This window comes from Roseomonas alba, assembly GCF_019430885.1.
Classification (GTDB): Bacteria; Pseudomonadota; Alphaproteobacteria; order Acetobacterales; family Acetobacteraceae; genus Neoroseomonas; species Neoroseomonas alba.
This window is the reverse complement of record NZ_JAHYBZ010000009.1, coordinates 41,956-63,936: the sequence shown is the minus strand read 5'-3', so window position 1 is coordinate 63,936 and position 21,981 is coordinate 41,956. Positions and strand designations below refer to the sequence as shown.

The following is a 21,981-nucleotide window of genomic DNA, read 5'->3' as shown; positions in this document are numbered from 1 at the left end:
ACGTTTCTCCTCCTTGTTGTTCAGTGCAGCGTGCGATACCCCTCGAACCACTTCATCGCATCGTCCATCGCGTCGTCGGAGGTACCGCAGACGCCCGCGACCAGCGAGTGTTCGTCCACCACCCACCCCTGCGGCCCAGCCGCCTCGGCCAGGCCGCCCCGAAGCTCCTCCTCGATGACGGTGTAGAGCCCGTCCTCACGCATCAGCAGCACGAGCCGGCGCCGGCCCTCGGGATGCTCGACGATGCGCAGGCGGATATACATGTCAGGCGACCGGATTCTCCAGGACGCCGATGCCCGGCACCTCGATGCGGACGGTGTCGCCGGGCTTCAGGAAGCGCGGCGGGGTGAAGCCGATGCCCACCCCCGCCGGCGTGCCGGTCGCGATGATGTCGCCCGGTTCCAGCGTGATGGCCGCGCTGATGGTGGCGATCAGGGTGGGGATGCCGAAGATCAGGTCGTCGATGGCGGCGCGCTGGCGGAGTTCGCCATTCACCCAGGTCGAGATCGCAAGGCGCGGCGGCATGCCGGCAGCGTCCGCCGTGACGATGGCCGGGCCCATGGGGCAGAAGCCGTCGATGCCCTTGCCCAGGATCCATTGGCGATGCTTGTGCTGCAGCGTCCGCGCGGTGACGTCGTTGACAATGGTGTAGCCGAAGATGTGGGCATGGGCCTCGGCGGCGGGGATGCCGCGGCCGGGCTTGCCGATCACCACCGCGATCTCGCCCTCGTAATCCGTGCTGTTCGAGGAATCGAGGTAGGAGGGGATCGGGTCGTGCGGGCCGATCACGCTGGTGGGTGGTTTGGTGAAGACCACGGGCGCCTCGGGCACGACCTCCTTCGCCGTGGCGTCGAAGCCGCTGGAGGCGAATTCCTTGGCGTGCTCGTGGTAGTTCTTGCCGACGCAGAAGATGTTCTTCGCCGGGCGCGGGATGGGGGCGAGGAGGGTCGCGCCCTCCGCCACCGGGGCGCTGTCCGCCGCGGCGCGGGCCGCAGCAAGCGCCGCCGGGCCGCCGGCGATCAGGCCCAGCATGTCGCGCGGCAGGGCAGGATCGGCGGCGACGAGGTCGAGCACTTGCCCGGCCCCATCCAGCGCCCCGATGCGCGTGCCCCGCGCGTCCTTGAAGGTCACCAGCCGCATCGTTTTCGTTCCCTCCCCCGGCGTCCCGGGCCTTATCGCTTGCGCACGAACTCCGTGCGCAGGACCAGCCCCTTGATGGTGTCGTGGCGGCAGTCGATTTCCTCGGGATCCTCGGTCAGGCGGATCGAGCGGATCACCGTACCCTGCTTCAGGGTCTGGCTGGTGCCCTTCACCTTCAGGTCCTTGATCAGCGTGACCGAATCGCCATCGGCCAGCACATTGCCGGAGGCATCGCGCACCACCACCTTCGCGGCTTCGGCGGCTGCGGCCTTCACTTCGGAGGCCGGGCGCCATTCGCCGGTGGCCTCGTCATAGACGTAGTCATCGTCGTCGCTGGCCATGTCAGGCTCCCGGTGCGGTCGCGGCCGGATCGGCCAAGGGGACGGTTGCGGCACGTTCCAACGCGCGGGCGCCACGGAAGGCGAGATCATCGCGATAGAGCGCGGCAACGATCTGCACGGCACGCGGCATCCCCTCCCCGTCCAGGGCCACCGGCACGCTGATGGCGGGCTGGCGGGTCAGGTTGAAGGCGAAGGTCCAGGGTGCCCAGTCGCGCCACAGGGACATTTCCGGCTGCGTCGTCGGCTGGTCGGCGGCGAAGGCAGCCGTCGGCGTGCAGGCGGTCAGCACCAGGTCATAGCGCTGGTGGAAACGCGCCATGGCGTTAGCGGCCTCGAGCCGCATCGCCTCGGCGGCGAGGTAGTCCACCGCGGTCATGTCGCCGTTCTTGCGCGCGACCTCGACGATACCGGGGTCGAGAAGCTCATGCTTCTCCGCCGGGATGGTGGCGAGGACGCGGGACAGCGCGACACCCCAGACGCGGCCGAAGATGGCGCGGGTATCGGGCAGGCCGGGATCGGCGTCCTCGACGATCGCGCCCTGTTCGGCGAGCAGCGCCGCCGCGCCATCCAGCACAGCCGCGCCCTCGGCGTCGAGCGGCGGCTCGAAGCCCATGCGGCGCACCACGGCGACACGCAGGCCGGCGACGCCGTCCTCGATCCCCTGGCGCCAGTCGCGCGGTTCATCCGGCAGGCAATAGGGGTCGCGCAGGTCGAAGCGCGCCATGGCCGAGAACATCAGCGCCGCATCGCGCACGGTCCGCGTCATCGGCCCGGCCACGGCGACATGGCCGAAGGCGCCAAGCGGCCATTGCGGAATGCGGCCGAAGGACGGCTTCACGCCGACCAGCCCGCAGAAGGCCGCCGGGATGCGGATAGACCCGCCGGCATCCGTGCCGATATGCAGCGGGCCGAAGCAGGCCGCGCCGGCCGCACCGGCGCCGGAGGAGGAGCCGCCCACCGTGCGCTGCGGGTTCCAGGGGTTGCGGGTGATGCCGTTCAACGGGCAGTCGCCCGGCGACTTCCAGCCGAATTCGGTGGTGGTCGTCTTGCCGATGATGACGGCGCCCGATTCCTTCAGGCCCATCACCGCCGGCGCATCCTCGGTGGCCGGGGTGGCGTCGGTGGCGCGGCTGCCGCGCCGGGTCGGGAAGCCCGCCAGGTTCAGCAGGTCCTTCACCGTGGCCGGCACGCCGTCCAGCGGGCCGATCGGGCGGCCCGCAGCCCAGCGAGCCTCGCTCTCGCCGGCGGCCTGCAGGGCGCGGGGGTTCATGGCCGCGAAGGCGTTGACCCACGGGTTGTAGCGGGCGACGCGCTCCATCACGGCCTTGAGCACCTCGACCGGCGAGAGCGCGCGGCGGGCGTAGAGGCCGAGAAGGGTCTCGGCCGACATCAGGGCGGGGTCGGTGTCGCTCATGGGAGGCGCGGGTCGGGGGTGTGCATGGGGCCACCATGTCGCCCCGACCCGCGCGGTTCAAGTCAGCCGGAATGTCATTCCGCCGCGAGCGGCAGTCGGTCCTTGCGGCATTCCATCAGCGGCTGGATGCGCGTGCCGAATTTGTCCAGGCCTTCGAGGAAGTCGTCGAAGGTCAGCATGATGCCCTTCACGCCGGGCATGGTCGCGACCTCGTCCATCATCTTCGCGACATTGGCGTAGGACCCGACGAGCGTGCCCATGTTCCAGTTCACCGGGGTGGGGGACCGCAGCACGGCCGCGGCCATCGAGGTGTCGGCCGCCGTCGTGTCCTCGGCCGCCTTGCCATGGAGATAGGCGAGCGCCTCCTGGTCCGCGCCGTCGATGTAGGACTTCCACTTGGCCCAGGCTTCCTCGTCGGTCTCCTCGGCGATGATCATGTAGAGCATGTAGGCGCCGAGATCGCGGCCGGTCTTTTTCCCGGCTTCCAGCACGCGGGCCGGGACCGAGGCTGCCTTGGTCGGCTCGTTCACGCCCTCGCCGAGGCAGAAATTGTAGTCGCAGAGCTGGGCGGCGAATTCCATGCCGCGGTCCGATTGCCCCGCTGCGACGACCTTCACCGGCTCCTTCGGGCGGGGGGACAGGACGCATTCGTCCATCTGGAAGTATTCGCCCTTGAAGTCGGAGACGCCCGTCTCCCAGAGCTGGCGCATGATGGTCACGTATTCTGTGCTGTAGTCATAGCGCTTGGCAAAATGCTGGTCGCCGGGCCACAGGCCCATCTGGCTGTATTCCTTCGAATGCCAGCCCGAGACGATGTTCACGCCGAAACGGCCATGGGAGATGGAATCGATCGTGCTCGTCATGCGGGCGATGATGGCCGGCGGGACGGTCAGCACCGCGACCGAGGCGAAGAGCCTGATCTTCGTCGTCACCGCGGCCAGGCCGGCCATGAGCGTGAAGCTCTCCAGCCCATGGTCCCAGTATTCCGTCTTGCCGCCGAATCCGTGCAGCTTGATCATCGAAAGGGCAAAGTCGAAGCCGTAGCCCTCGGCCTTCTGCACCACCGCCTTGTTGAGATCGAAGCTCGGCATGTATTGCGGCGAGGTGGCTGAAATGATCCAGCCATTGTTGTTGATCGGGATGAAGACGCCGATATCCATGGCTCGCTCCGCTGGAGACTGCGCCACGCCGGGCCCGGCGCGACGGATTGACCCCGGTAAACTCGCAACTATCGTGCCAGCGACCTGACAGGCGGAGATCACGCATGAGCGACGGCAAGGCGAAGCCCTGGGAATGGAGCGAGCCGGAATGGCGGCGGATCGTGGGGCGCGCCCGCGGCGGCCGCTCGCTCGCGCCGGCCGCCTGGCCGGGCGGAGCGCGCTGCGCGGTCGCGCTGTCCTTCGATGCGGATCACGAGACGATCCCGCTGCGCGACGCCGATGAAAGCCCGATGCGCATCAGCCAGGGGCAGTACGGGTCCCGCCAAGGCGTGAAGCGCATCCGGGCGCTGCTCGACCGCCACGGCGTGCGGGCATCCTTCTTCTACCCCGCCGTCGCCGGCCTGCTGCATCCGGAGGAGATCCGCGCCGTGGCCGATGAGGGCCACGAAATCGGCATCCATTCCTGGATCCACGAGGCCAACACGCAATTGCCGCCCGGCGTCGAGCGCGACCTGACCCTGCGCGCCGCCGACACGCTGGAAAAGCTGTCCGGGCGCCGGCCCGTCGGCATCCGCACGGCGTCCTGGGACTTCTCCGTCGATACGATGGACATCATCCGGGAGCTGGGGCTTCTCTACGATTCCTCGCTCATGGCGGATGACGATCCCTATGAGCTGGAAGTGCAGGGCGAACCCACCGGCATCGTCGAGCTGCCGCCCGAATGGATCCGCGACGACGCGGTGTATTTCAACATGGTGCGCTTCTCGGCCCTGCGTCCCTACACGCCCCCCTCGGCCGTCGAGGAGATCTTCCGCGCGGAGTTCGAGGGCGCGCTGGCGGAAGGCGGGCTGTTCCTGCTGACCATGCACCCGCACGTCATCGGCCATCGCAGCCGCATCGCGATGCTCGATCGGCTGGTGACGCTGATGAAGGGGACGCCCGGCGTGTGGTTCGGCACGCATGAGGAAGTCGCGCGCTGGTGCGCCGAACAGGGCGGGCTGCGCTGAAGGGTTGGAGGCGTCCCGTCTCTTACGCCGGTAGCGCGGGAGAGGGGCTCTCCCCTCTCCCATGCGATACGGGACACGCGGCAAGGTCTCAGGTGCCGCCGCGCAGGGGCGGCAGGAACCTCCGGGGTGAACAGTCCCCTCCTGGGGCGGGACTTCCGCTTCGTCATTCCGATGAACCCGGACCGTCGCCTGGCCTCCTGGCGGCACCTGCTCGAAACCTCCGCCGCCAAAGGCCGGGAGGCCTTCGGCAACCATCACTCCGCGCCGAGGACGAAGGGCGCGGTCACCCTGCCTGAGGCAGGCTGACCGCCAGCCAGCCGCGGCCATCCATCTCGGCCTCGTCGCCGGCGAGCAGCAGCACGGTCGTCGTGTCGCTCTCGACGATGGCGGGGCCGCTGATCATCTGGCCCGGCGCCAGGGCGCCGAAATCATAGACCGGCACCTCGGTGTCCTGCGCCGCCAGCCGCGCGCGGCGCGTCGCCATCGGCGCCGCCTCGTGCCTGCCGGCGGCGGCCTCCGGCACCGGCATGGGCGGCAGGCGACCGATGACCGCCAGTCGCGCATTCACCAGCACCACCTCCTCCTCATGCAGCGCATAGGTGAAGAGGGATTCGTGGCGTCCATGGAAGGCCTCGATGACGCGGCCGGCGAGGCCCGGGGCCTCCCATTCCACAGCCTCCAGCGGCACGGCGATCTCGAAGACCTGCTCGCCGTAGCGCATGTCGGCGGCACGCTTCGTCTCGACCTCGCCGCCGAACCAGGAGGCGACGCGGGCACGCCCCTCGGCCTCCAGCCCCGCCCAGATGGTCCGCAGCGCGTCGTCTGCCGGCACGCCGCCGGTGCCGAGCTCGCTGCGCGCCATCTCGTAGCGCAGATCGGTGTGCAGCATGCCCCAGGCGGACAGGCCGGCCGCAAAGACCGGCACGGCCACGCGCCGCATGCCGAGTTCCCGCGCCACCGCGCTGGCATGCAGCCCCGCCGCGCCGCCGAAGGCGAGCAGCGTGAAGTCGCGCGGATCGACGCCGCGCCGCACCGTCGCGACGCGGATGCCATCGGCCATGCGGACATTGGCCAGGTGATGCACGCCTTCCGCCGCCGCCATCGGCGCGATGCCGAGCGACGCGCCCAGCCTCCCGAAGGCCGCGAAGGCGCCGTCGCGATCCAGCTTGCGCGCGCCCCCCAGGAAGTTGTCCGGATCGAGATAGCCCAGCACGAGATTGGCGTCGGTCACGGCGGGTTCCGTGCCGCCCTGGCCATAGGCGACCGGCCCCGGCACCGCCCCGGCGCTGCGCGGCCCCACCTGCAGCGTGCCCCCGGCGCCAACATGGCCGATCGACCCACCACCGGCGCCCAACGTCACGATGTCGAGGCTTTCGAGCGCAATGCGCTCACCCCCCACCGTCCGACCGCGGCCCAGCGCCGCCTCGCCATCCTGGACCAGCGCGATGTCGGTCGATGTACCGCCAACATCGAAGGTGATCAGGTCCTTGCCCAACCCGCGTTCCGCCAGCGCGACACCCGCCGCGACGCCGCCTGCCGGCCCGGACAGCGCGGTGCCCGCGGCGAGCCGCGCCGCTTCCTCAACCGGTGCAACGCCGCCATGCGACAGGATGACGAAGACCGGGCCGGTATAGCCCGCCTCCGCCAGCCGCCCGCGTAGCCGTGCGAGATACCGCGACACGATCGGCCCGACATAGGCGTTCACGCAGGCCGTCGAGAAACGCTCGAACTCCTTGATCTGCGGCAGCACTTCCGCCGAGGTCGTGACGAAGACACCCGGCAGCGCCGCGCGCACCGCCTCGGCCGCCGCACGTTCATGCGTGTCATCGCGCCAGGCATGCAGGAAGCAGACGGCGACCGCCTCCACCCCTTCCGCCTTCAGCGTCGCAATCGCCGCATCCAGTGACGCGCGATCCAGTGGCACCTCGACGCTGCCATCGGGGCGGATGCGCTCGACGACCGGCAGGCGCAGCCGGCGCGGCACCAGCGCCGGCGCGGCCGGCATGCGCAGATTGTAGCGGTCGGGCTTCAACCCCTCGCGCATTTCGATGACGTCGCGATGGCCCTCGGTGGTGAGCATCGCGACCTTCGCGCCCTTGCGCTCCAGCAGAGCGTTGGTCGCGACTGTGGTGCCGTGCACGATGCGCTCGGTGCGGGAGAGCAGCCCGGAGAGCGGCAGGCCGAGGCGCTCGGCGAGCACGGCGAGGCCATTGACCACGCCCTCGCTCTGGTCAGCGGGCGTGGACGACGCCTTGGCGAGCGTCGTCACGCCATCGGAGGCGACGCAGACCACGTCGGTGAAGGTGCCGCCGACATCGACGCCGATGCGGAAGGTGGCGCTCATCGGCCGAACTCCAAAGCATGAAAGGTCGGGGGAGAGAACTCCCCCGAGCCCCCTCCTTCTTTTGGATATTCGGAAAGGACCGCGGGGGCCGGTGCCAGGACATCAGAAAAGCGAGGGGGGTTCGGGGGGAGTTCGTCCCCCCCGACCTTCGGCGCGTGCATCACAGTAGCCCCTCTTCGGCATCCCGCGCACGAGCCGCCGGGTCGCGCTTCTCCGGCGGTCCCCATCCGCCACCGCCGCCCGCGCGGACATGCAGCGTGTCGCCGGGCGCGAGGGGAATGCCGACCTCCTTCGTCCGCAGGTCGCGCGATGTCCCGTCGGCCCGGTCCAGCGTGTAGTGGTGCGGCGCGCCATCGTGGCCGCCGAGCATCCCCGCCGCGCCATAGCGCACACCGTCGCCCGCGCTGTTCGCCACCGCCGGCCCGTCCGTCTCCAGCCGCATCACCAGCTCGCCGCCGAGCCCGCCGCGATAGGTTCCATCGCCGGCACTGCCGGGGCGGAATTCGTGCTTCGCGAAGAACAGCGGGAAGCGCGCCTCGGCCATCTCGACGCTGCCGAATTTCAGCCCGCCAGCGGAATGCCACTCGCCCGCGCTGGACCAGCCATCGCCCTGCGACGACCCGCCGCCACCGGGGCGCGCATGGAACAGGTGCCAGACGAAGGACCGCCCCGGACGTCGTGCATCGCTGCCCTTGATCGCCACGCGGAAGCGCCGGCCCCAGCCGCCCATCGCGCGGTCAGGGCAGGCATGGGACAGTGCCTTGATCACGGCCTCGACGATCTCGTTGGAGCAGTGGGAGGTGCACATGGTCACCGGCGCGCCTTCGCGCGGCAGGACGATGGTGCCTTCCTTGGCGATGATCTCGATCGGGCGGAAGCAGCCATCGTTCTTGGCAACCTCCGGGTCCAACAGATAGGCGATCGCCATGCGCACGGCGCTCGCCGTATTGGGCCAGGAGGAGTTGAGGAAGGAGGGCACCTGCGGGTCGGATTCCGTCAGGTCCACTGTGATTGCATCGCCCTGCTTCGTCACCGTCGCCCGGATCGCTATGTCGTCATGGCCGAAGCCGTCATCGTCGAGGAAAGCCTCGCCCTTCCAGGTCCCGTCCTGCCAGGTCGCGATGATGCGGCGCGCATGCGCCTCGGTCAGCGACAGGATCGCCGTGATCGCGGCCTGGGTTTCCACCGCGCCGTATTTCTCCATCACCGTCAGCAGGCGCTTCTCGCCCAGATGGGCGGCGCCGATCATCGCCATCAGGTCGCCGCGCACCTCCCTCGGCAGGCGCGAATTCGTGGTGATGAGCCGCACCAGGTCGGGCCGCGCGACGCGGTCCTGGCCCAACAGGAAGGGTGGCAGGCGCAGCCCTTCCTGGAAGATCTCGGTGGCCGCAGGATTGTAGGCGCCATGCGTGCCGCCGCCGATATCCGTGTGATGCGCGCGCACCACCGAATAGAAGACCGGCCGCCCGCCGCCGAAGACCGGCACGATGATGGTCAGGTCCGGCAGGTGCGACCCGCCGTGATAGGGATCGTTGAGCAGGTAGATGTCGCCATCCGCGATGGTGTCGCCGAAGGCCTCCAGCACCGCCTGCACCGCGAAAGGCATCGCACCCACATGCACCGGAATGTGGTCCGCCTGCGCCAGCAGCCGCGCATTCCCGTCGCAGATCGCGATGGAGAAGTCGCGCGAGGAATTCAGGATCTGGGAATAGGCGGTGCGCAGCATCGCCTCCCCCATTTCCTCGACGATCGCGCGGAAGCGGTTGTCGAGGACGGAGAGCGTGACGGGATCGGGTGCGGTCATGACAGGGCAGCGTCTTTTGCGTCGCAGCATCCGTCAAGCCTTGCGGCCCGCGCCCGTCTCGGCATCATCGCGCGCAACGTCCAAGGAAAGCCGTGCCCATGACCGTGACCATCGAATCCCCCGACCTGCGCATCGTCACCGATGGCCTGCGCTTCCCCGAAGGCCCGGTCTGCATGCCCGATGGCAGCATCGCGCTGGTCGAGATCGAATCCCGCCGCATCACCCGCGTGACCGAGAACGGCGCGAAATCCACCATTGCCACTGTCGCCGGCGCGCCGAACGGCCTGGCGCTCGGGCCGAAGGGGCTGCTCTACCTCTGCAACAATGGCGGCTTTTCCTGGCATGAGGAGCCGGGCCTGCTGCGGCCGATGGGTCAGTCGCCCGACTACTCCGGCGGCCGGATCGAGACGATCGCCCCTGCGACAGGCGCTGTCTCCACCCTTTACAGCGCCGTGAACGGCATGCCCCTGCGCGGGCCCAACGACCTGATGTTCGACGGCAGGGGCGGGTTCTGGTTTTCCGACCTCGGCAAGGTGCGCGCGCGCGACCGCGACCATGGCGGCGCCTATTGGGGTGCCGAGGACGGATCGAAGGTCGTCGAGGCCGCCTTCCCCATCTTCGGCGGCGCCAACGGCATCGGCATCAGCCCTGACGGGAAGACCGTCTATGTCGCGGAGACCGAGACCGGCCGGCTCTGGGCCTGGGATGTCGAAGCCCCGGGCGTGCTGAAGAAAGAACCCTGGCCGTCGTCGAATGGCGGGCGGATGATCTGCCAGTTCCCCGGCTATCGCCGCCTCGACAGCCTGGCCATCGCGGCATCGGGCAACATCATCGTCGCGACCCTCGTCTCCGGCGAGATCACCACCGTGTCCCCCGCCGGGGAGATCCTGCGCGTGGTGAAGATGCCCGAACGCATGCCGACGAATATCTGCTTCGGCGGGGCGGATATGCGCACCGCCTACATCACGCTTTCGACCAGCGGAAAGCTTGCCGCGATGCAATGGGACGAGCCCGGCCTGCGCCTGCCGCACGGTTGACAGCGCGAAGCGCGAAGCCGAAACCTGGCCTCAATCAAGCAAGCCCCATCGGGAGTATCGTTCATGACCGGTCCGCAGATCGCGCGCCGCGCCCTTCTGGGCACGGCGCTGGCAGCACCTATCATCCGTCCGTCCTTCGCGCAGGGTTCCGATCCCTACATCATCGGCACGCTGTTCCCGATGAGCGGCCCCAACGCCGAATACGGCTCGCTGTTCACCAATGGCGCGGCACTCGCGATCGAGCATGCGGCCGCGGACAACATGCTGCGCCGGCCGATGCGCATCCAGGCCGAGGACACGCAGGCCCTGCCGCAGCAGGGCGTGATCGGCATGACCAAGCTGATCAATGTCGACAAGGCGCATTACGTGCTGGTCGGCTTCACCTCCGTTTCCAAGGCGGTTGCGCCGGTCGCCGACCGCGGCAAGACCGTCACAGTCAATGGCGGCGCGGTGGGCCCGGACCTCGCCGGCCTGTCGCCCTATTTCTGGAACGTCATCCCGCTCGCGCATCTGGAAACCCAGGCCTTCATTCCCTTCCTGATGCAGCGGAACCTCAAGCGCATCGCGCTGGTCTACGTGGATGATCCGCTGGGTGACGCGATCCTCGGCCTGCTGCGGACCGAACTGCCCAAGGCAGGCGGGACGCTGGCCGGCACCTTCTCCATCCCGCGCACCGCGCAGCAATTCGGCCCGGTCGCGGCGCGCATCCGCCAGGCGCGCCCCGATGCGGTCTACATCGCCTCCTTCGGCGCGCAGCAGGCGCAGATCATCAAGGGGCTGCGCGACAACGGCATCCGCACGCCGCTGGTCGGCTACTCCGCGCTGTCCATCCCGACCGTGACCGCCATGCCGGAAGCCGAGGGCGTGATCTTCACCAGCCAGAAGTTCGACTACACCGGCGGGTCCGAGATCACCCGCCGCTTCGCCGCCGACTTCAAGGCGAAGTACGGCTCCGAGCCCGGCGCATACAACGCGAACTACTACAACGCCGTCCGCCTCTTCGCCCTGCTGGCGAAGGAGCTTGAGGCCGAGAACGCCACGGTGGATGGCGAGAATCTCCGCCGCACCCTGCTGCGCGTGCGGGAATTCGACCTGGTCGGCGGCAAGGGCCGCTTCGACGACCAGGGCAACATGTCCGCCGACATCCAGGTGAACGAGATCCGCGGCGGACGCGTCGTCCCGATCGCCTGAGCCTGACGTGCTGTTCCTCCAGCTCCTGCTGCAGGGCATCCAGACGGGTGCCCTGTACGCGCTGACCGCCGCCGGCTTCGCGCTGATCTTCGGCGCGACGCGCATCTTCCACTTCGCCCATGGGACCGCCTTCACCATCGCGGGCTACGTGTTCCTGGCCTGCTGGCGGATCGACCAGCCCGTGCTCGGTGCGCTCGCGGCCATCGCTGCCGCGGTGCTGTTCGGCCTCGGCATGGAACGCTTCGTCTATCGGCCGATCCAGCGGCATGAAGGGTCGTTCTTCACCGTCTTCGTCGCGGCCTTCGGCGTGGCAGTGGTGGTGCAGAACCTGGTCGGCATGATCGCGGGGCGCGGCTTCGCCTCGGTCGATACCTCCCTGTCCATGGCCGAGGAGGTGCTGCCCGAGATCTTCCTCGCGCCGATCTTCTGGGTCGCGATCTCGGTCGCCGTGGTGCTGTTCGCTGCCCTGTCCGCCTTCCTCACCCGCACCCATGCCGGTGTCGCCCTGCGCGCCCTGGCGCAGAACCCGGACCTGCTACGCGCCTATGGGCTGTCGTCGAACCGGCTCTCCATGCTGGCCTTCGCCGTGGGGTCCGCCATGGTCGCCCCCGCCGCGATCCTGACCGCCATGACCACCGGCCTGAACGAGGCCGTCGGCCATCACGTCATGCTCATCTCCATGGCCGCGACCATCGTGGGCGGCGTGGGATCGCTGCGCGGTGCGGCGCTGGCCGGGCTGATGCTGGGCGTGGCGGAATCCGTCGCGCTGCAATTCGTCGATACGCAATGGGCCGAGGGCGTGTCCTTCCTCGTGCTCTTCGCCTTCATCATCTTCCGCCCGAGCGGAATCTTCGGGGTGGCCCAGACGCGATGATCGCCTATGCCGCCAATCTCGCGACCATCGTCGCGATCTTCGCGATCCTCGCCGCGACGCTGAACTTCATCGTCGGCTATGCGGGGATCTTTTCGGTCGCCCATGCGGTGTTCTTCGGCCTCGGCGCCTATGCCGGCGCTCAGGTTGCGCTGCTGCTGATGCCCGATGCGCTGCTCGCCTGCATCGCCGGTGCCATCGTCGCGGGCGGGCTGTCGCTGTGTCTCGCCCTGCCGGCCCTGCGCGTGCGCGGCGAGTATTTCGTCGCGGCCTCGCTCGGCCTGCAGATGATGGCGACCACGCTGTTCTCCGAGGCCAAGGCCTTCACGGGCGGCATCGGCGGCCTGGTCGGCATTCCGCGCCCGACGCTGTTCGGCATCGAGGTCGGCGTGCTGCCGCTCGCCCTCGTCGCGCTGGCGCTGATCCTGTTCCTCACGGCCAGGCTGCAGCGCGGCGCCTTCGGCCGCACGCTGCAATCCGTCCGCGACGCGGAAAGTGCCGCGGAGGCGCTGGGCAAGAATGTCGCCGCGGCGAAGACGCTCGCCATGGCCTTCGCCTGTGCGGGCGCCGGCATCGCGGGCGCGCTGTTCGCGCTGCACCTGTCCTTCGTGAATGTCGAATCCTTCACCATGGACCAGTCGGTGCTGGTGATGGCCATGGTCATCATCGGTGGCACGGGCACGCTATGGGGGCCGGTCGTGGGCGCGATCATCCTGCTCTCGCTGCCTTCGGGCCTCGCCTTCCTGCCCTTCATCCCGCCAACCGAGGTCGGTGCGGTGCAGCAGATCATCTACGGCCTCGCGATGACGCTGCTGATGATCTTCCGGCCGGCCGGACTGGTCGGCGACCTCTCCAAGGGGAGGGCCACGTCGTGACCCAGGAAGTCCTGCGCACGGAAAGCCTCGCCCGCGCCTTCGGCGGCGTGCAGGCGGTCGCCGGCGTGTCGCTCAGCCTCTATGCCGGCGCGGTCACCGCGCTGGTGGGGCCGAACGGCGCCGGCAAGACGACGACCTTCAACCTCATCACCGGCAATCTGCGCGCCGATTCCGGCACGGCGCAGATCCGCGGCAAGCCGATCATGGGGCTGAAGCCCTGGCAGGTCGCGCGGCTCGGCGTCGCACGGTCCTTCCAGGACCTGCGGCTGTTCACGCATATGACGGTGCGGGAGAATGTGCTGGCCGCGACCGAGACCGCGTCCTGGTTCTGGCAGCCGGGCGGCCGCGTCGCGCGGCGGCAGCGCGAGACACGGGCCGATGCCGCGCTCGATGCAACCGGCCTGACGGCACTGGCCGATGCGCGCGCCGTCGACCTCGCCTATGCCGAGCGTAAATTCCTCTCCATGGCGCGCATCCTCGCCGCGCAGGCGGATATCTGGCTGCTCGACGAACCGGCCTCGGGGCTCGATCTCGCCTCCCGAATCCGGTTCGGGCAATTGCTGAAGGATGCGCAGGCGCGCGGCGTGGCGATCTGCCTCATCGAACACAATCTCGACGTGGTGGTGGAACTGTCCAACCGCATCGCCTTCCTCGACCAGGGCAAGGTGCTCGCCGAAGGCGACCCGCAGACCATCCTCAAGGACCCGGCGCTGGCCGCGATCTATTTCGGCGACCGGCCGCAGGAGGCAGCGTGAACGATACCGCCATCCAGGCCCTGGGCCTGTCCGCCGGCTATGGCGGGCGCGAGGTGCTGCAGGACGTCTCACTGTCGCTGAAGGCCGGCGAGATTCTGTGCCTGATCGGCCATAACGGCGCGGGCAAGTCGACGCTGCTGCGCGTGCTGTTCGGGCTGCACCGGCCTTCGGCCGGCAACATGCGCGTCTTCGGGCAGATGCCGGCGAACTACACGCCCGCAGCGCTTGGTGCGGCCGGCGTCGCGCTGGTTCCCGAAGGCCGTGGCGTCTTCCCCGACCTGACGGTCGATGAGATCTTCGGCCTCGCCCTATGGTCGGCCGGCGTCGCGAAGTCCGCGCAGCGCGAGCGCATCGAGGAAGTCCTCGAGGTCCTGCCGCGCATCAGGGAATTCCGCACCCGCCGCGCCGGCACGCTGTCCGGCGGTCAGCAGCAGATGGTCTCCATCGGCCGCGCGCTGCTGACACGGCCCAAGGTGCTGCTGCTGGACGAACCCTCGATCGGCCTGGCCCCGAAGCTCTTCCAGGACCTGATCCGCCCCATCGCCACACTGCGCGAGACCCGCGGCATGGCGATCCTGCTGGTGGAACAGAATGTCCGCGAGGCCTTCGCCATTTCCGACCGCGTGCTGGTCATGCGGTCCGGGAAGTTCATCTTCGAGGGCGCGCCGAGCGACCTCGACGACCACGCGAAGCTGATGGAGCTGTTCTAGAGCATTTCCGGCGAACTTCCGTTCACCTGCAATGCTCCAGGTGTTTGTTTTTGCAGCCATCTTCACCTGTCCAGATGAGCTCATCCGGACAGGATCTGCCCTAGAACCGTTCCTGCTCGCCCCGGCTCGCGGCAACTTTCCTGGACCCTTGTTCCTGCGAGCCTCTTCACCCGATCAGGTTAGTCCATCGGATCGGGCTCTGCTCTAGCCCTGGTGCCCCGACACCTCGGCCCCTGCATCGCGGGCCAGCCGCATGTGCAGCGGCACCGAGAGCAGCACCACCAGCCCGGCGACCAGGAAGCCGCGCGAGAAATCCACCGGCAGCAGATCCGCCCGTCCGGAAAGCTGCTGCGAGACTTCCAGCGTCGCCGTCGCCAGCACCACGCCGAGCGCCGGCGTCAATTGCTGCACCGTGCCGTAGAGCGCCGTCGCCGCCGACATCCGCTCATGCGGCACATCGGCAAAGGCGAGCGTGTTCAACGCCGTGAATTGCAGCGACCGCGCCAGCCCGCCCAAGGCCAGCAGCACGAAGATGGCGAAGGATGGCCAACCCGGCCCCACCAGGGCCAGCGCCGCCACGCCGAGGGCCGCGATCACGCCATTCGCGACGAGCGTCGCGCGGAAGCCCGTGCGCTTCAGCAGCGGCCGCACCAGTGGCTTCATCGCGAAGGCCCCGAGCGCGGTGGCGAAGGACACGAAGCCGCTCTGCGCCGCGCTCATCCCAAAACCGATCTGCAGCATCACCGGGATCAGGAAGGGCACCGCACCGGCGCCGGTGCGGAACATGCTGCCGGCCACCGCCGGGTCCCGGAAGGTCGCGATCGAGAACAGCGACAGGTCGAGCGCGGGGCGCTTCACGCTCCGGCAATGCCGCACCGCGAGCGCCCCGGTCGCCAGCCCCGCCAGCAGCCCCAGCCAGGACATCCAGCCCGGCACGACATGCCGGCCCACCGTCTCCAGCCCGAACATGACCAGCGCCAGCGCCGACCCGGTCAGCGCCAGCCCCACCAGGTCCGGTGGTCCGGGCTTCGTCGGCTCCACATGCGGAATCTTCCAGGCCACCAGCCCGAGGCCAATGATCCCGATCGGCACGTTGATCCAGAACACCGCCCGCCAGGAGAACAGGTCCGTCAGCACGCCCCCCAGCGGTGGTCCAGTCACTGGCCCCAGCAGCGCCGGCATGGTCAGCCAGGCCATGGCGGAGAGCATGTCCTTCTTCGCCACCCCCCGCAGCAGCAACAGGCGCCCCACCGGCACCATCATCGCCCCGCCCATGCCCTGGAAGATGCGGAACAGGACGAGCTCGCCGAGCCCCTGCGATCGCCCGCACAGCACCGAGGCCACCACGAAGGTCGCGATCGCCATCATGAAGACGCGCTTCGCCCCGAAGCGGTCGGCGATCCATGCGGAGAAGGGAATGAAGACCGTCAGCGCCACCAGGTAGGAGGTAATGGCCGCGCCCAGCCGCGCCGGGTCCTCGTTCAGGTCCCGCGCCATGGACGGCAGGGCGGTGGCGAGCACCGCACTGTCGAGATTCTGCATGAACAACGCCGAGGCGACGATCAGCGCAATGCCGCGATGGTCGCGGTGTCGCTCGGCGGCGCCACTCATCGCGATCGTCCCAGGACGCCGGAATGCATGATGATGAATGAGCCGGGATTGCGCATCAGTCTGACCGATCGGCCGTGCGGACAGGTGTCGGCCATGGCGCACATTGTCGGGAAGACGCCCTGACTTGGCAAATGCGGCCCCATCGGGTCAGGGCCGCAGCACCACCCTGCCGGCGCTGCGCCGTGCCCGGACCTCGGCCATGGCTTCGCGGAAGCGATCGAGCGGGAAGGCGGCATGGACTTCCGGCTTCAGCGCCCCGTCCCGCCACCAGCCCATGAGCTGCGCCCACAAGGCCCGCGCCCGCGGCGCGTAGAGACGCCGGTTGTCGCCCGGCGACCAGCCGACATAGGTGCCCCAATTCACTCCGGCGACCGCGATGTTCTTCAGCAGCAGGATATTCGCCGCGACCGTCGGGATACCGCCGCCGGCGAAGCCGACCACCACCAGCGTGCCGCCGTCCCCGAGGCAGCGCAGCGATTCGTCGAAGGCATCGCCGCCGATGGTGTCGAGCACGCAGGCCACGCCCTGCCCGCCGGTCGCCTCCCGCACCGCATCCCGGAACGGCGCGGCGCTGTCGAGCACGACATCCGCCCCGCGCGCACGCAGCAGCGCGTGCTTGGCCGCGCCGGCCCGCGCGATCACCCGCGCACCGACGGCCTTGGCGATCTCGACGCCGGCAAGCCCCACGCCGCCCGTCGCGCCGTGCACGAGCACCCAATCCCCGGCCGCGATGCGCCCGCGCCAGAGCAACCCCGCCCCCGCCGTCGGATAGGAGATCGGAAAGGCCACCGCGGGTTCGGCCGGCAGACCGTCGGGGATCGGCACGACATGGATGTCGTCCGCGACCGCCTCCTCGGCATAGCCACCCCAGTCGAGCACGGCGAAGACGCGCGTGCCGGGGGACGGCGCGTCCGCGTCCAGCGCCGCCTCGATCACCGTCCCGACCACTTCGGTGCCCGGCACGAAGGGCAAAGGCGGCCGGCGCTGATACTTCCCCGCGACGACGAGTTGCGTCGCGAAGGACACGCCCACAGCCTCGACCCGGATGCGCACGCCATGCGGGCGCATCGGCGGCGGCGGGATGTCCTTCACCTCGAGGTCATCGAAGTCCCGCCAGGATTCGCACAGGATCGCCCGCATCATTCCATCCGGATATTGGCCGCGCGCACGATGGCGCCGAACTTGTCGTATTCGCTGAGGCAGAAGGTCGCAAAATCCGCGGGGCTGTCCGCCACGGGGTCGGCGCCCAGCGTCGCCATGCGCGCCCGCACATCGGTGTCATTCACGGCGACCGCCACGGCACGCTGCATGCGCTCGGTTATCGCCGCGGGCAGGCGCGGCGGCGCCCAGACACCATACCAGGTCGAAATGACAAGGCTCGGGAAGCCCGCTTCCGCCGAGGTCGGCAGGTCGGGAAAGGCGGCGATGCGCCGGGCCGTCGTTGTTGCCAGTGCCCGCAGAAGCCCCTGTCGCACCGCGCCGGCGCCGGCCGGCACACTGTCGAACATCACCTGGATATTGCCCGCGATCAGGTCCTGGATGGCCGGCCCCGCGCCGCGATAGGGCACATGGGTCATGTCCACGCCCGCGGTCTGCTTGAACATCTCGCCCGCCAAATGCTGTGCCGCGCCAATGCCCGAGGAGCCATAGGACAGCTTGCCCGGATTGGCCTTGGCGTGGTCGGCGAGTTCCCGGAGCGAGCGTACCGGCAGGGTCGGGGTCACCAGCGCGACCAGCGGCACCATCGCCATGTTCGTCACCGGTGTGAAGTCAGCCAGCGCGTCATAGGGAATCGACCGGTTGAGATGCGGGATGATCACATGGATCGACGCATTCATCAGGAAGGTCTGCCCATCCGGCACTGCGCGCGAAACCTCCGCCGCGCCGATGGTGCCGGAGGCACCGGCCTTGTTCTCGATCACCAGCGGCTGGCCAAGCTCCTGCTGCGCGCGCTGGGCGACCACGCGCCCGACCAGGTCGGTCGGGCCGCCCGGCGGGTAGGGAATCACCACCCGCACCGGCCGCGAGGGCCAATCCTGCGCCAGCGCAGGCGTGGCCAGCACCGTGCCCAGCACGACGCGCCGCGTCATCCTCATTCCGTCCCCTTCCCTTCGCACATCTTCGCGTCAGGATAGGCGGGGACGTCCAAGGAGGAAATGCGATGGATGAGGCGATGCGGCCCTACAAGGGCCTGCGCGTGCTGGATGCGGGCCAGGGCATCGCCGGGCCCTATTGCGGCATGATGCTCGCCGCCTGCGGGGCCGACGTCATCAAGCTCGAACCGGCCGAAGGCGACTGGTCGCGCGGCCTCGGCACGGCAAAGGACGGTGTCTCGGTGATGACCGTCTGCTTCAACCGCGGCAAGCGATCCGTGGTGCTGGACCTGAAGTCGCCCGAGGGCCGCGCGGCGGCGTCGCAGCTCGCCTCCCGCGCCGATGTGCTGATCGAGGCCTTCCGCCCCGGCGTCGCTGCGCGAATCGGCCTCGGCCCCGACAATGCCAAGGCGGATGCCGTGTGCCTGTCCATTTCAGGATTCGGCCAGACCGGCCCCTATGCCGAGCGCCCCTGCACGGATTCCGTGGCACAGGCCTTCACCGGCTTCGTCGCGCTGAACCCCGGCGCGGACGGGTCCCCGCACAAGGCCGGCTGCTTCGTCGCCGACATGGCGACCGGCATCTACGCCTTCTCCGCCGTGCAAACCGCACTCGCCGCGCGCGCCCAGGACAGCACGCCGCGCCGCCGCGTGATCGACATGTCGCTGATGGCCGCGACGACGAACCTCATGACGCACCAGATCGCGGAATGGGGGTACCAGGGCAAATCCGCCGCGCCGCCCAACGTGCCCGCCGGTGCCTACCAGGCCGCGGATGGCATCTGGGTGATGGTGACGCTGGTGCGGGAGGCCGAATGGCTCGCCATCTGCGACACGCTCGGCATTCCGCATGTCGCGCGCGACCCTCGCTTCATCGACTTCGCGCAGCGCTTTGAGAATCGCGAAGCCCTCTACGCCATCTTCCGCGAGACCTTCGCCACCCGCCCTTCGGCCGAATGGGTCGCGTTGCTGCAGGGCGCGCGGCTGCTTGCCGATCGCGTGAACTCCCCGCTCGACTGGCTGGCGAACGAGCACGTCGTCGCCTACGGCGCGGCGTCGCGCGTGGCGCAGGCGCAGCTCGGCGAGGTGCCGCTGCCGATGCTGCCGGGGCTCGGGCACTGGCAGGCGCAGGCGCCGGGGCTCGGGGAACACACGGCCGAGGTGCTGGCGGAGCTGGAGCACTGACAGCCTGACGTGAGGATGCGGTGCGGGCGGCGTCGGCGACGTAAGGAACACGGCCTTTCGCGCAGGTATCGTGCACTTCGGCCGATGGCTGTGACGCGACAGGCGGGAAGAGAGGCTATGCGCTGCAGGCGAGCATCGGCGTTTCGTCCCGCCGGAGTGTCAGGACTTCGAAGCCATCGCCGGTCACCGCAACCGTGTGCTCGAACTGGGCGGAGAGCTTCCGGTCATTGGTCACGACCGTCCAGCCATCGTCCTGGGTGGAGACCTTGTGGGTGCCCTGGTTGATCATGGGCTCGACCGTGAAGACCATGCCCTCGCGCAGCCGGATCCCGGTCCGGGGCCGGCCGAAATTCATGACCTGCGGCTCCTCGTGCATCTCACGGCCGATGCCGTGCCCGCAGAACTCCCGGACGACGGTATAGCCGTTCTTCCGGGCGTGCCGTTCGATCGCGAAGCCGATGTCGCCGATGTGGGCGCCGGGGCGCACCTGGCTGATGCCCTTCCACATCGCCTCATGCGCGACACGCACGAGCCGCTTCGCGGCGGGCGAAGCGCTGCCGACCATGTAGGTCTTGCTCGAATCCGCGATGAATCCGTTCTTCTCGAGCGTGATGTCCAGGTTGATGATGTCGCCGTCCCGGATGATCTCGTCCGCATCCGGCACCCCGTGGCAGACGACGTGATTGATCGAGCCGTTGAGGACGAATTTGAAGCCATACTGGCCCTTGCTCGCCGGGCGCGCCGCGAGGTCCACGGTGATGAAGCGCTCGACCAGATCATTGACCTGCAACGTCGACATGCCCGCGAGATCCTGCCCATCAAGCATCTCGAAGACGGAAGCCAGCAGCTTGCCGGAGATGCGCATGAGCGCCAGTTCGTCCCGGGTCTTCACCATGTCAGGGCGCCGCGGCTTCGGGAAAGCGGACATGCGCAGCGGCAAACCGTGCCTTGACGATGTCATTGAAGGTGAAGGTGGGGTTGGCCTCGGCGAACATGCCGATCTTCATCCAGAACTCGGCCTGCGCATTGATCGACCGGCACATCACCGTGCTGGCGCGACGGATTTCCTCATGCAGAGCGTCGTCGATCTTCACGATGCCCATGAACAAGCCCCCAATTCGAGAATAAGCGCTTCGTATACGAATCGTATATCGCGCGCAATCCAGAGGCCGGGGACACGGCACGACGGCGCTGCCGGCGGAGCCGGACCGCAGCGCTGACATGGTGGGATGGAGGCGGAGGCTGCGCTCCCCACCAGGCACAGCCTCCGTACTCCGGCCCTACGGAGCCGGATCGGGCGCCGCGTGGCCGCGCGCCGCGAACGCCGCGCCCATCGGCGTCGTCATGGACCTTCCTCCACGAAGCCCGGTCACATCACGCCGGCTGCATCCCGATCCGTCGCACCAGCGCGCCATAGGTCTCCCGCTCCCGCGTCACCCGGTTCGCGAAGACCTCGCCCTGTTCGAAGGTCGGCGCCATCCCCATGGGCGCCATGCCGATCGCCGCGGCCGGCATCCGCAGTGCCTCTCCGACCGCGCCGGCCAGGCGATCGATCACGGCCCGCGGCGTGCCATTCGGTGCCGCGATCCCATACCAGGGCACCGCGAGTGCGTTCGGATGCCCGAGTTCCGCCAGCGTCGGCAGGTCCGGCACATCGGGGTTGCGCTGCTCGGCCAGGGTCGCGAGCCCCAGCACGCGGCCATCCTTCACCGCTGGCAGCGCCACCGGGTCGAACTGCAACTGCACGCGGCCGGCGAGCAGGTCGGTGAAGGCCGGGGCCGAGCCGCGATAAGGTACGTGTTCCAGCTTGATGCCCGTGGCATCGGCGAAGAGCTCTCCCGAAAGCTGGGTGATCGTCCCGTTACCCGCCGAGCTGAATCGCAATGCCCCCGGATTGGCCTTGGCATAGGCGATCAGCCCCGCCACGTCGCGGAAGGGCACCGAGGGATGCGCCGCGATCACGTTGTAGGCGATGGATGTCATCGCCACCGGCACCAGCGCGGTCGCGGGATCGAAGGGCAGCCGCATCACATGCTGGGCGATGACCAGCACCGCGCAGGGGAAGGCCAGGAAGGTGTGCCCGTCGCGCGACTGCACCACGGATTGCGCGCCGATCGTCCCGCCGGCGCCGGCCCGGTTCTCGACGACGATGGGCTGGCCAAGGCTGCGGCTCAGAGCCTCGACGATCGGGCGGATCGACAAGTCGGTCGTCCCCCCGGGCGGATAGGGCGCGACCATGGTGATGGGCCGGTTCGGCCAGGTCTCGGCCAGGGCGAGGCGCGGCGCGGCGAGCAGGGGCGCGGCCAGGAGCAGCCGCCGCCGCAGAGGCGTGGTGATGGTCATTCTTCCTCCCAATCCCGCCATCTCAGGCGGATTGGCCGCCACTCTAGCAGCCGGAGCCGCGATGGCGAGCCTGGAGGGCGCAGGCCCGGAGTGTTTCGCCG

The 21,981-nt window shown here is 69.1% G+C and carries 22 protein-coding genes; 9 read left to right on the top strand and 13 right to left on the bottom strand.

The window, feature by feature from the left end:
* Positions 1-20: 20 nt before the first annotated feature.
* The 5 genes from KPL78_RS23370 to rutA all read right to left on the bottom strand — a co-directional run bounded on the left by KPL78_RS23370 (position 21) and on the right by rutA (position 4,055).
* A complete protein-coding gene (locus tag KPL78_RS23370) occupies positions 21-263 on the bottom strand; it encodes a hypothetical protein (protein ID WP_219765388.1) in 243 nt (80 codons plus the stop codon).
* A gap of 1 nt (position 264) precedes the next feature.
* Positions 265-1,140: a fumarylacetoacetate hydrolase family protein gene (locus KPL78_RS23365; protein WP_219765387.1), complete on the bottom strand. Its 876-nt coding sequence runs from the start codon at positions 1,138-1,140 to the stop codon at positions 265-267.
* A gap of 32 nt (positions 1,141-1,172) precedes the next feature.
* Positions 1,173-1,481: a zinc ribbon domain-containing protein YjdM gene (locus KPL78_RS23360; protein ID WP_219765386.1), complete on the bottom strand. Its 309-nt coding sequence runs from the start codon at positions 1,479-1,481 to the stop codon at positions 1,173-1,175.
* A gap of 1 nt (position 1,482) precedes the next feature.
* On the bottom strand, positions 1,483-2,895 hold the full coding sequence (locus KPL78_RS23355) for an amidase (RefSeq protein WP_219765385.1): 1,413 nt from the start codon (positions 2,893-2,895) through the stop codon (positions 1,483-1,485).
* 74 nt (positions 2,896-2,969) lie between these two features.
* On the bottom strand, positions 2,970-4,055 hold the full coding sequence (gene rutA / locus KPL78_RS23350) for a pyrimidine utilization protein A (RefSeq protein ID WP_219765384.1): 1,086 nt from the start codon (positions 4,053-4,055) through the stop codon (positions 2,970-2,972).
* A gap of 104 nt (positions 4,056-4,159) precedes the next feature.
* On the opposite strand from rutA, the gene KPL78_RS23345 reads away from it, so the two are divergent.
* Both KPL78_RS23345 and KPL78_RS23340 read left to right on the top strand, forming a co-directional pair.
* On the top strand, positions 4,160-5,062 hold the full coding sequence (locus KPL78_RS23345) for a polysaccharide deacetylase family protein (protein ID WP_219765383.1): 903 nt from the start codon (positions 4,160-4,162) through the stop codon (positions 5,060-5,062).
* A 126-nt stretch (positions 5,063-5,188) separates the two neighbouring features.
* The gene (locus KPL78_RS23340) at positions 5,189-5,368 is read left to right on the top strand and encodes a hypothetical protein (protein ID WP_219765382.1); all 180 of its coding nucleotides are present in this window, start codon (positions 5,189-5,191) and stop codon (positions 5,366-5,368) included.
* On the opposite strand, the gene KPL78_RS23335 is transcribed toward KPL78_RS23340, so the two are convergent.
* Both KPL78_RS23335 and KPL78_RS23330 read right to left on the bottom strand, forming a co-directional pair.
* A complete protein-coding gene (locus KPL78_RS23335) occupies positions 5,346-7,406 on the bottom strand; it encodes a hydantoinase/oxoprolinase family protein (RefSeq protein WP_219765381.1) in 2,061 nt (686 codons plus the stop codon). The genes KPL78_RS23340 and KPL78_RS23335 overlap by 23 nt on opposite strands.
* Before the next feature lie 160 nt (positions 7,407-7,566).
* The gene (locus tag KPL78_RS23330) at positions 7,567-9,210 is read right to left on the bottom strand and encodes a hydantoinase B/oxoprolinase family protein (protein ID WP_219765380.1); all 1,644 of its coding nucleotides are present in this window, start codon (positions 9,208-9,210) and stop codon (positions 7,567-7,569) included.
* Between the two features lie 98 nt (positions 9,211-9,308).
* Between KPL78_RS23330 and KPL78_RS23325 the strand changes: the two genes are divergently transcribed.
* The 6 genes from KPL78_RS23325 (at position 9,309) to KPL78_RS23300 (ending at position 14,649) form a co-directional block, all read left to right on the top strand.
* A complete protein-coding gene (locus KPL78_RS23325) occupies positions 9,309-10,247 on the top strand; it encodes an SMP-30/gluconolactonase/LRE family protein (RefSeq protein ID WP_219765379.1) in 939 nt (312 codons plus the stop codon).
* A gap of 63 nt (positions 10,248-10,310) precedes the next feature.
* Positions 10,311-11,438, top strand: coding sequence for an ABC transporter substrate-binding protein (locus KPL78_RS23320; RefSeq protein WP_219765378.1), 1,128 nt, complete (start codon positions 10,311-10,313; stop codon positions 11,436-11,438).
* 7 nt (positions 11,439-11,445) lie between these two features.
* Positions 11,446-12,312 (top strand): branched-chain amino acid ABC transporter permease, encoded by an 867-nt coding sequence (locus KPL78_RS23315; protein ID WP_219765377.1) that lies wholly within the window; start codon positions 11,446-11,448, stop codon positions 12,310-12,312.
* Complete coding sequence (locus KPL78_RS23310; RefSeq protein ID WP_219765376.1) at positions 12,309-13,184, top strand: branched-chain amino acid ABC transporter permease; 876 nt, start codon at positions 12,309-12,311, stop codon at positions 13,182-13,184. The genes KPL78_RS23315 and KPL78_RS23310 overlap by 4 nt, the downstream gene beginning before the upstream one ends.
* On the top strand, positions 13,181-13,939 hold the full coding sequence (locus KPL78_RS23305; RefSeq protein WP_219765375.1) for an ABC transporter ATP-binding protein: 759 nt from the start codon (positions 13,181-13,183) through the stop codon (positions 13,937-13,939). Before KPL78_RS23310 ends, KPL78_RS23305 begins: the two co-directional genes overlap by 4 nt.
* Positions 13,936-14,649: an ABC transporter ATP-binding protein gene (locus KPL78_RS23300; RefSeq protein WP_219765374.1), complete on the top strand. Its 714-nt coding sequence runs from the start codon at positions 13,936-13,938 to the stop codon at positions 14,647-14,649. Before KPL78_RS23305 ends, KPL78_RS23300 begins: the two co-directional genes overlap by 4 nt.
* A 204-nt stretch (positions 14,650-14,853) precedes the next feature.
* On the opposite strand, the gene KPL78_RS23295 is transcribed toward KPL78_RS23300, so the two are convergent.
* The 3 genes from KPL78_RS23295 to KPL78_RS23285 form a co-directional block, all read right to left on the bottom strand.
* Positions 14,854-16,260 (bottom strand): MDR family MFS transporter, encoded by a 1,407-nt coding sequence (locus KPL78_RS23295; RefSeq protein ID WP_219765373.1) that lies wholly within the window; start codon positions 16,258-16,260, stop codon positions 14,854-14,856.
* 147 nt (positions 16,261-16,407) lie between these two features.
* Positions 16,408-17,403, bottom strand: a complete 996-nt coding sequence (locus KPL78_RS23290) for an NADPH:quinone oxidoreductase family protein (RefSeq protein ID WP_219765372.1) — start codon at positions 17,401-17,403, stop codon at positions 16,408-16,410.
* Positions 17,400-18,350 (bottom strand): Bug family tripartite tricarboxylate transporter substrate binding protein, encoded by a 951-nt coding sequence (locus KPL78_RS23285; protein WP_219765371.1) that lies wholly within the window; start codon positions 18,348-18,350, stop codon positions 17,400-17,402. The genes KPL78_RS23290 and KPL78_RS23285 overlap by 4 nt, the downstream gene beginning before the upstream one ends.
* Before the next feature lie 71 nt (positions 18,351-18,421).
* Here KPL78_RS23285 and KPL78_RS23280 point away from each other — a divergent pair, with 71 nt between their 5' ends.
* On the top strand, positions 18,422-19,537 hold the full coding sequence (locus tag KPL78_RS23280) for a CaiB/BaiF CoA transferase family protein (protein ID WP_219765370.1): 1,116 nt from the start codon (positions 18,422-18,424) through the stop codon (positions 19,535-19,537).
* Positions 19,538-19,652: 115 nt separating this feature from the next.
* Here KPL78_RS23280 and map read toward each other — a convergent pair whose 3' ends face one another.
* The 3 genes from map to KPL78_RS23265 all read right to left on the bottom strand — a co-directional run bounded on the left by map (position 19,653) and on the right by KPL78_RS23265 (position 21,880).
* The gene (gene map, locus KPL78_RS23275) at positions 19,653-20,432 is read right to left on the bottom strand and encodes a type I methionyl aminopeptidase (protein WP_219765369.1); all 780 of its coding nucleotides are present in this window, start codon (positions 20,430-20,432) and stop codon (positions 19,653-19,655) included.
* Position 20,433: 1 nt separating this feature from the next.
* On the bottom strand, positions 20,434-20,640 hold the full coding sequence (locus tag KPL78_RS23270; protein WP_219765368.1) for a ParD-like family protein: 207 nt from the start codon (positions 20,638-20,640) through the stop codon (positions 20,434-20,436).
* Between the two features lie 271 nt (positions 20,641-20,911).
* Positions 20,912-21,880 carry a Bug family tripartite tricarboxylate transporter substrate binding protein gene (locus KPL78_RS23265; RefSeq protein WP_219765367.1) on the bottom strand — a complete coding sequence of 323 codons (969 nt, stop codon included), beginning with the start codon at positions 21,878-21,880 and terminating at the stop codon, positions 20,912-20,914.
* Positions 21,881-21,981 lie beyond the last annotated feature (101 nt).

What these genes read in the sequence shown, in the direction of transcription:
- KPL78_RS23370 (WP_219765388.1), bottom strand. Translation starts at nt 263, where the DNA reads ATGTATATCCGCCTGCGCATCGTCGAGCATCCCGAGGGCCGGCGCCGG.
- KPL78_RS23365 (WP_219765387.1), bottom strand. Translation starts at nt 1,140, where the DNA reads ATGCGGCTGGTGACCTTCAAGGACGCGCGGGGCACGCGCATCGGGGCG.
- KPL78_RS23360 (WP_219765386.1), bottom strand. Translation starts at nt 1,481, where the DNA reads ATGGCCAGCGACGACGATGACTACGTCTATGACGAGGCCACCGGCGAA.
- KPL78_RS23355 (WP_219765385.1), bottom strand. Translation starts at nt 2,895, where the DNA reads ATGAGCGACACCGACCCCGCCCTGATGTCGGCCGAGACCCTTCTCGGC.
- rutA (WP_219765384.1), bottom strand. Translation starts at nt 4,055, where the DNA reads ATGGATATCGGCGTCTTCATCCCGATCAACAACAATGGCTGGATCATT.
- KPL78_RS23345 (WP_219765383.1), top strand. Translation starts at nt 4,160, where the DNA reads ATGAGCGACGGCAAGGCGAAGCCCTGGGAATGGAGCGAGCCGGAATGG.
- KPL78_RS23335 (WP_219765381.1), bottom strand. Translation starts at nt 7,406, where the DNA reads ATGAGCGCCACCTTCCGCATCGGCGTCGATGTCGGCGGCACCTTCACC.
- KPL78_RS23330 (WP_219765380.1), bottom strand. Translation starts at nt 9,210, where the DNA reads ATGACCGCACCCGATCCCGTCACGCTCTCCGTCCTCGACAACCGCTTC.
- KPL78_RS23325 (WP_219765379.1), top strand. Translation starts at nt 9,309, where the DNA reads ATGACCGTGACCATCGAATCCCCCGACCTGCGCATCGTCACCGATGGC.
- KPL78_RS23320 (WP_219765378.1), top strand. Translation starts at nt 10,311, where the DNA reads ATGACCGGTCCGCAGATCGCGCGCCGCGCCCTTCTGGGCACGGCGCTG.
- KPL78_RS23310 (WP_219765376.1), top strand. Translation starts at nt 12,309, where the DNA reads ATGATCGCCTATGCCGCCAATCTCGCGACCATCGTCGCGATCTTCGCG.
- KPL78_RS23295 (WP_219765373.1), bottom strand. Translation starts at nt 16,260, where the DNA reads ATGAGTGGCGCCGCCGAGCGACACCGCGACCATCGCGGCATTGCGCTG.
- KPL78_RS23290 (WP_219765372.1), bottom strand. Translation starts at nt 17,403, where the DNA reads ATGATGCGGGCGATCCTGTGCGAATCCTGGCGGGACTTCGATGACCTC.
- KPL78_RS23285 (WP_219765371.1), bottom strand. Translation starts at nt 18,350, where the DNA reads ATGACGCGGCGCGTCGTGCTGGGCACGGTGCTGGCCACGCCTGCGCTG.
- KPL78_RS23280 (WP_219765370.1), top strand. Translation starts at nt 18,422, where the DNA reads ATGGATGAGGCGATGCGGCCCTACAAGGGCCTGCGCGTGCTGGATGCG.
- map (WP_219765369.1), bottom strand. Translation starts at nt 20,432, where the DNA reads ATGGTGAAGACCCGGGACGAACTGGCGCTCATGCGCATCTCCGGCAAG.
- KPL78_RS23270 (WP_219765368.1), bottom strand. Translation starts at nt 20,640, where the DNA reads ATGGGCATCGTGAAGATCGACGACGCTCTGCATGAGGAAATCCGTCGC.
- KPL78_RS23265 (WP_219765367.1), bottom strand. Translation starts at nt 21,880, where the DNA reads ATGACCATCACCACGCCTCTGCGGCGGCGGCTGCTCCTGGCCGCGCCC.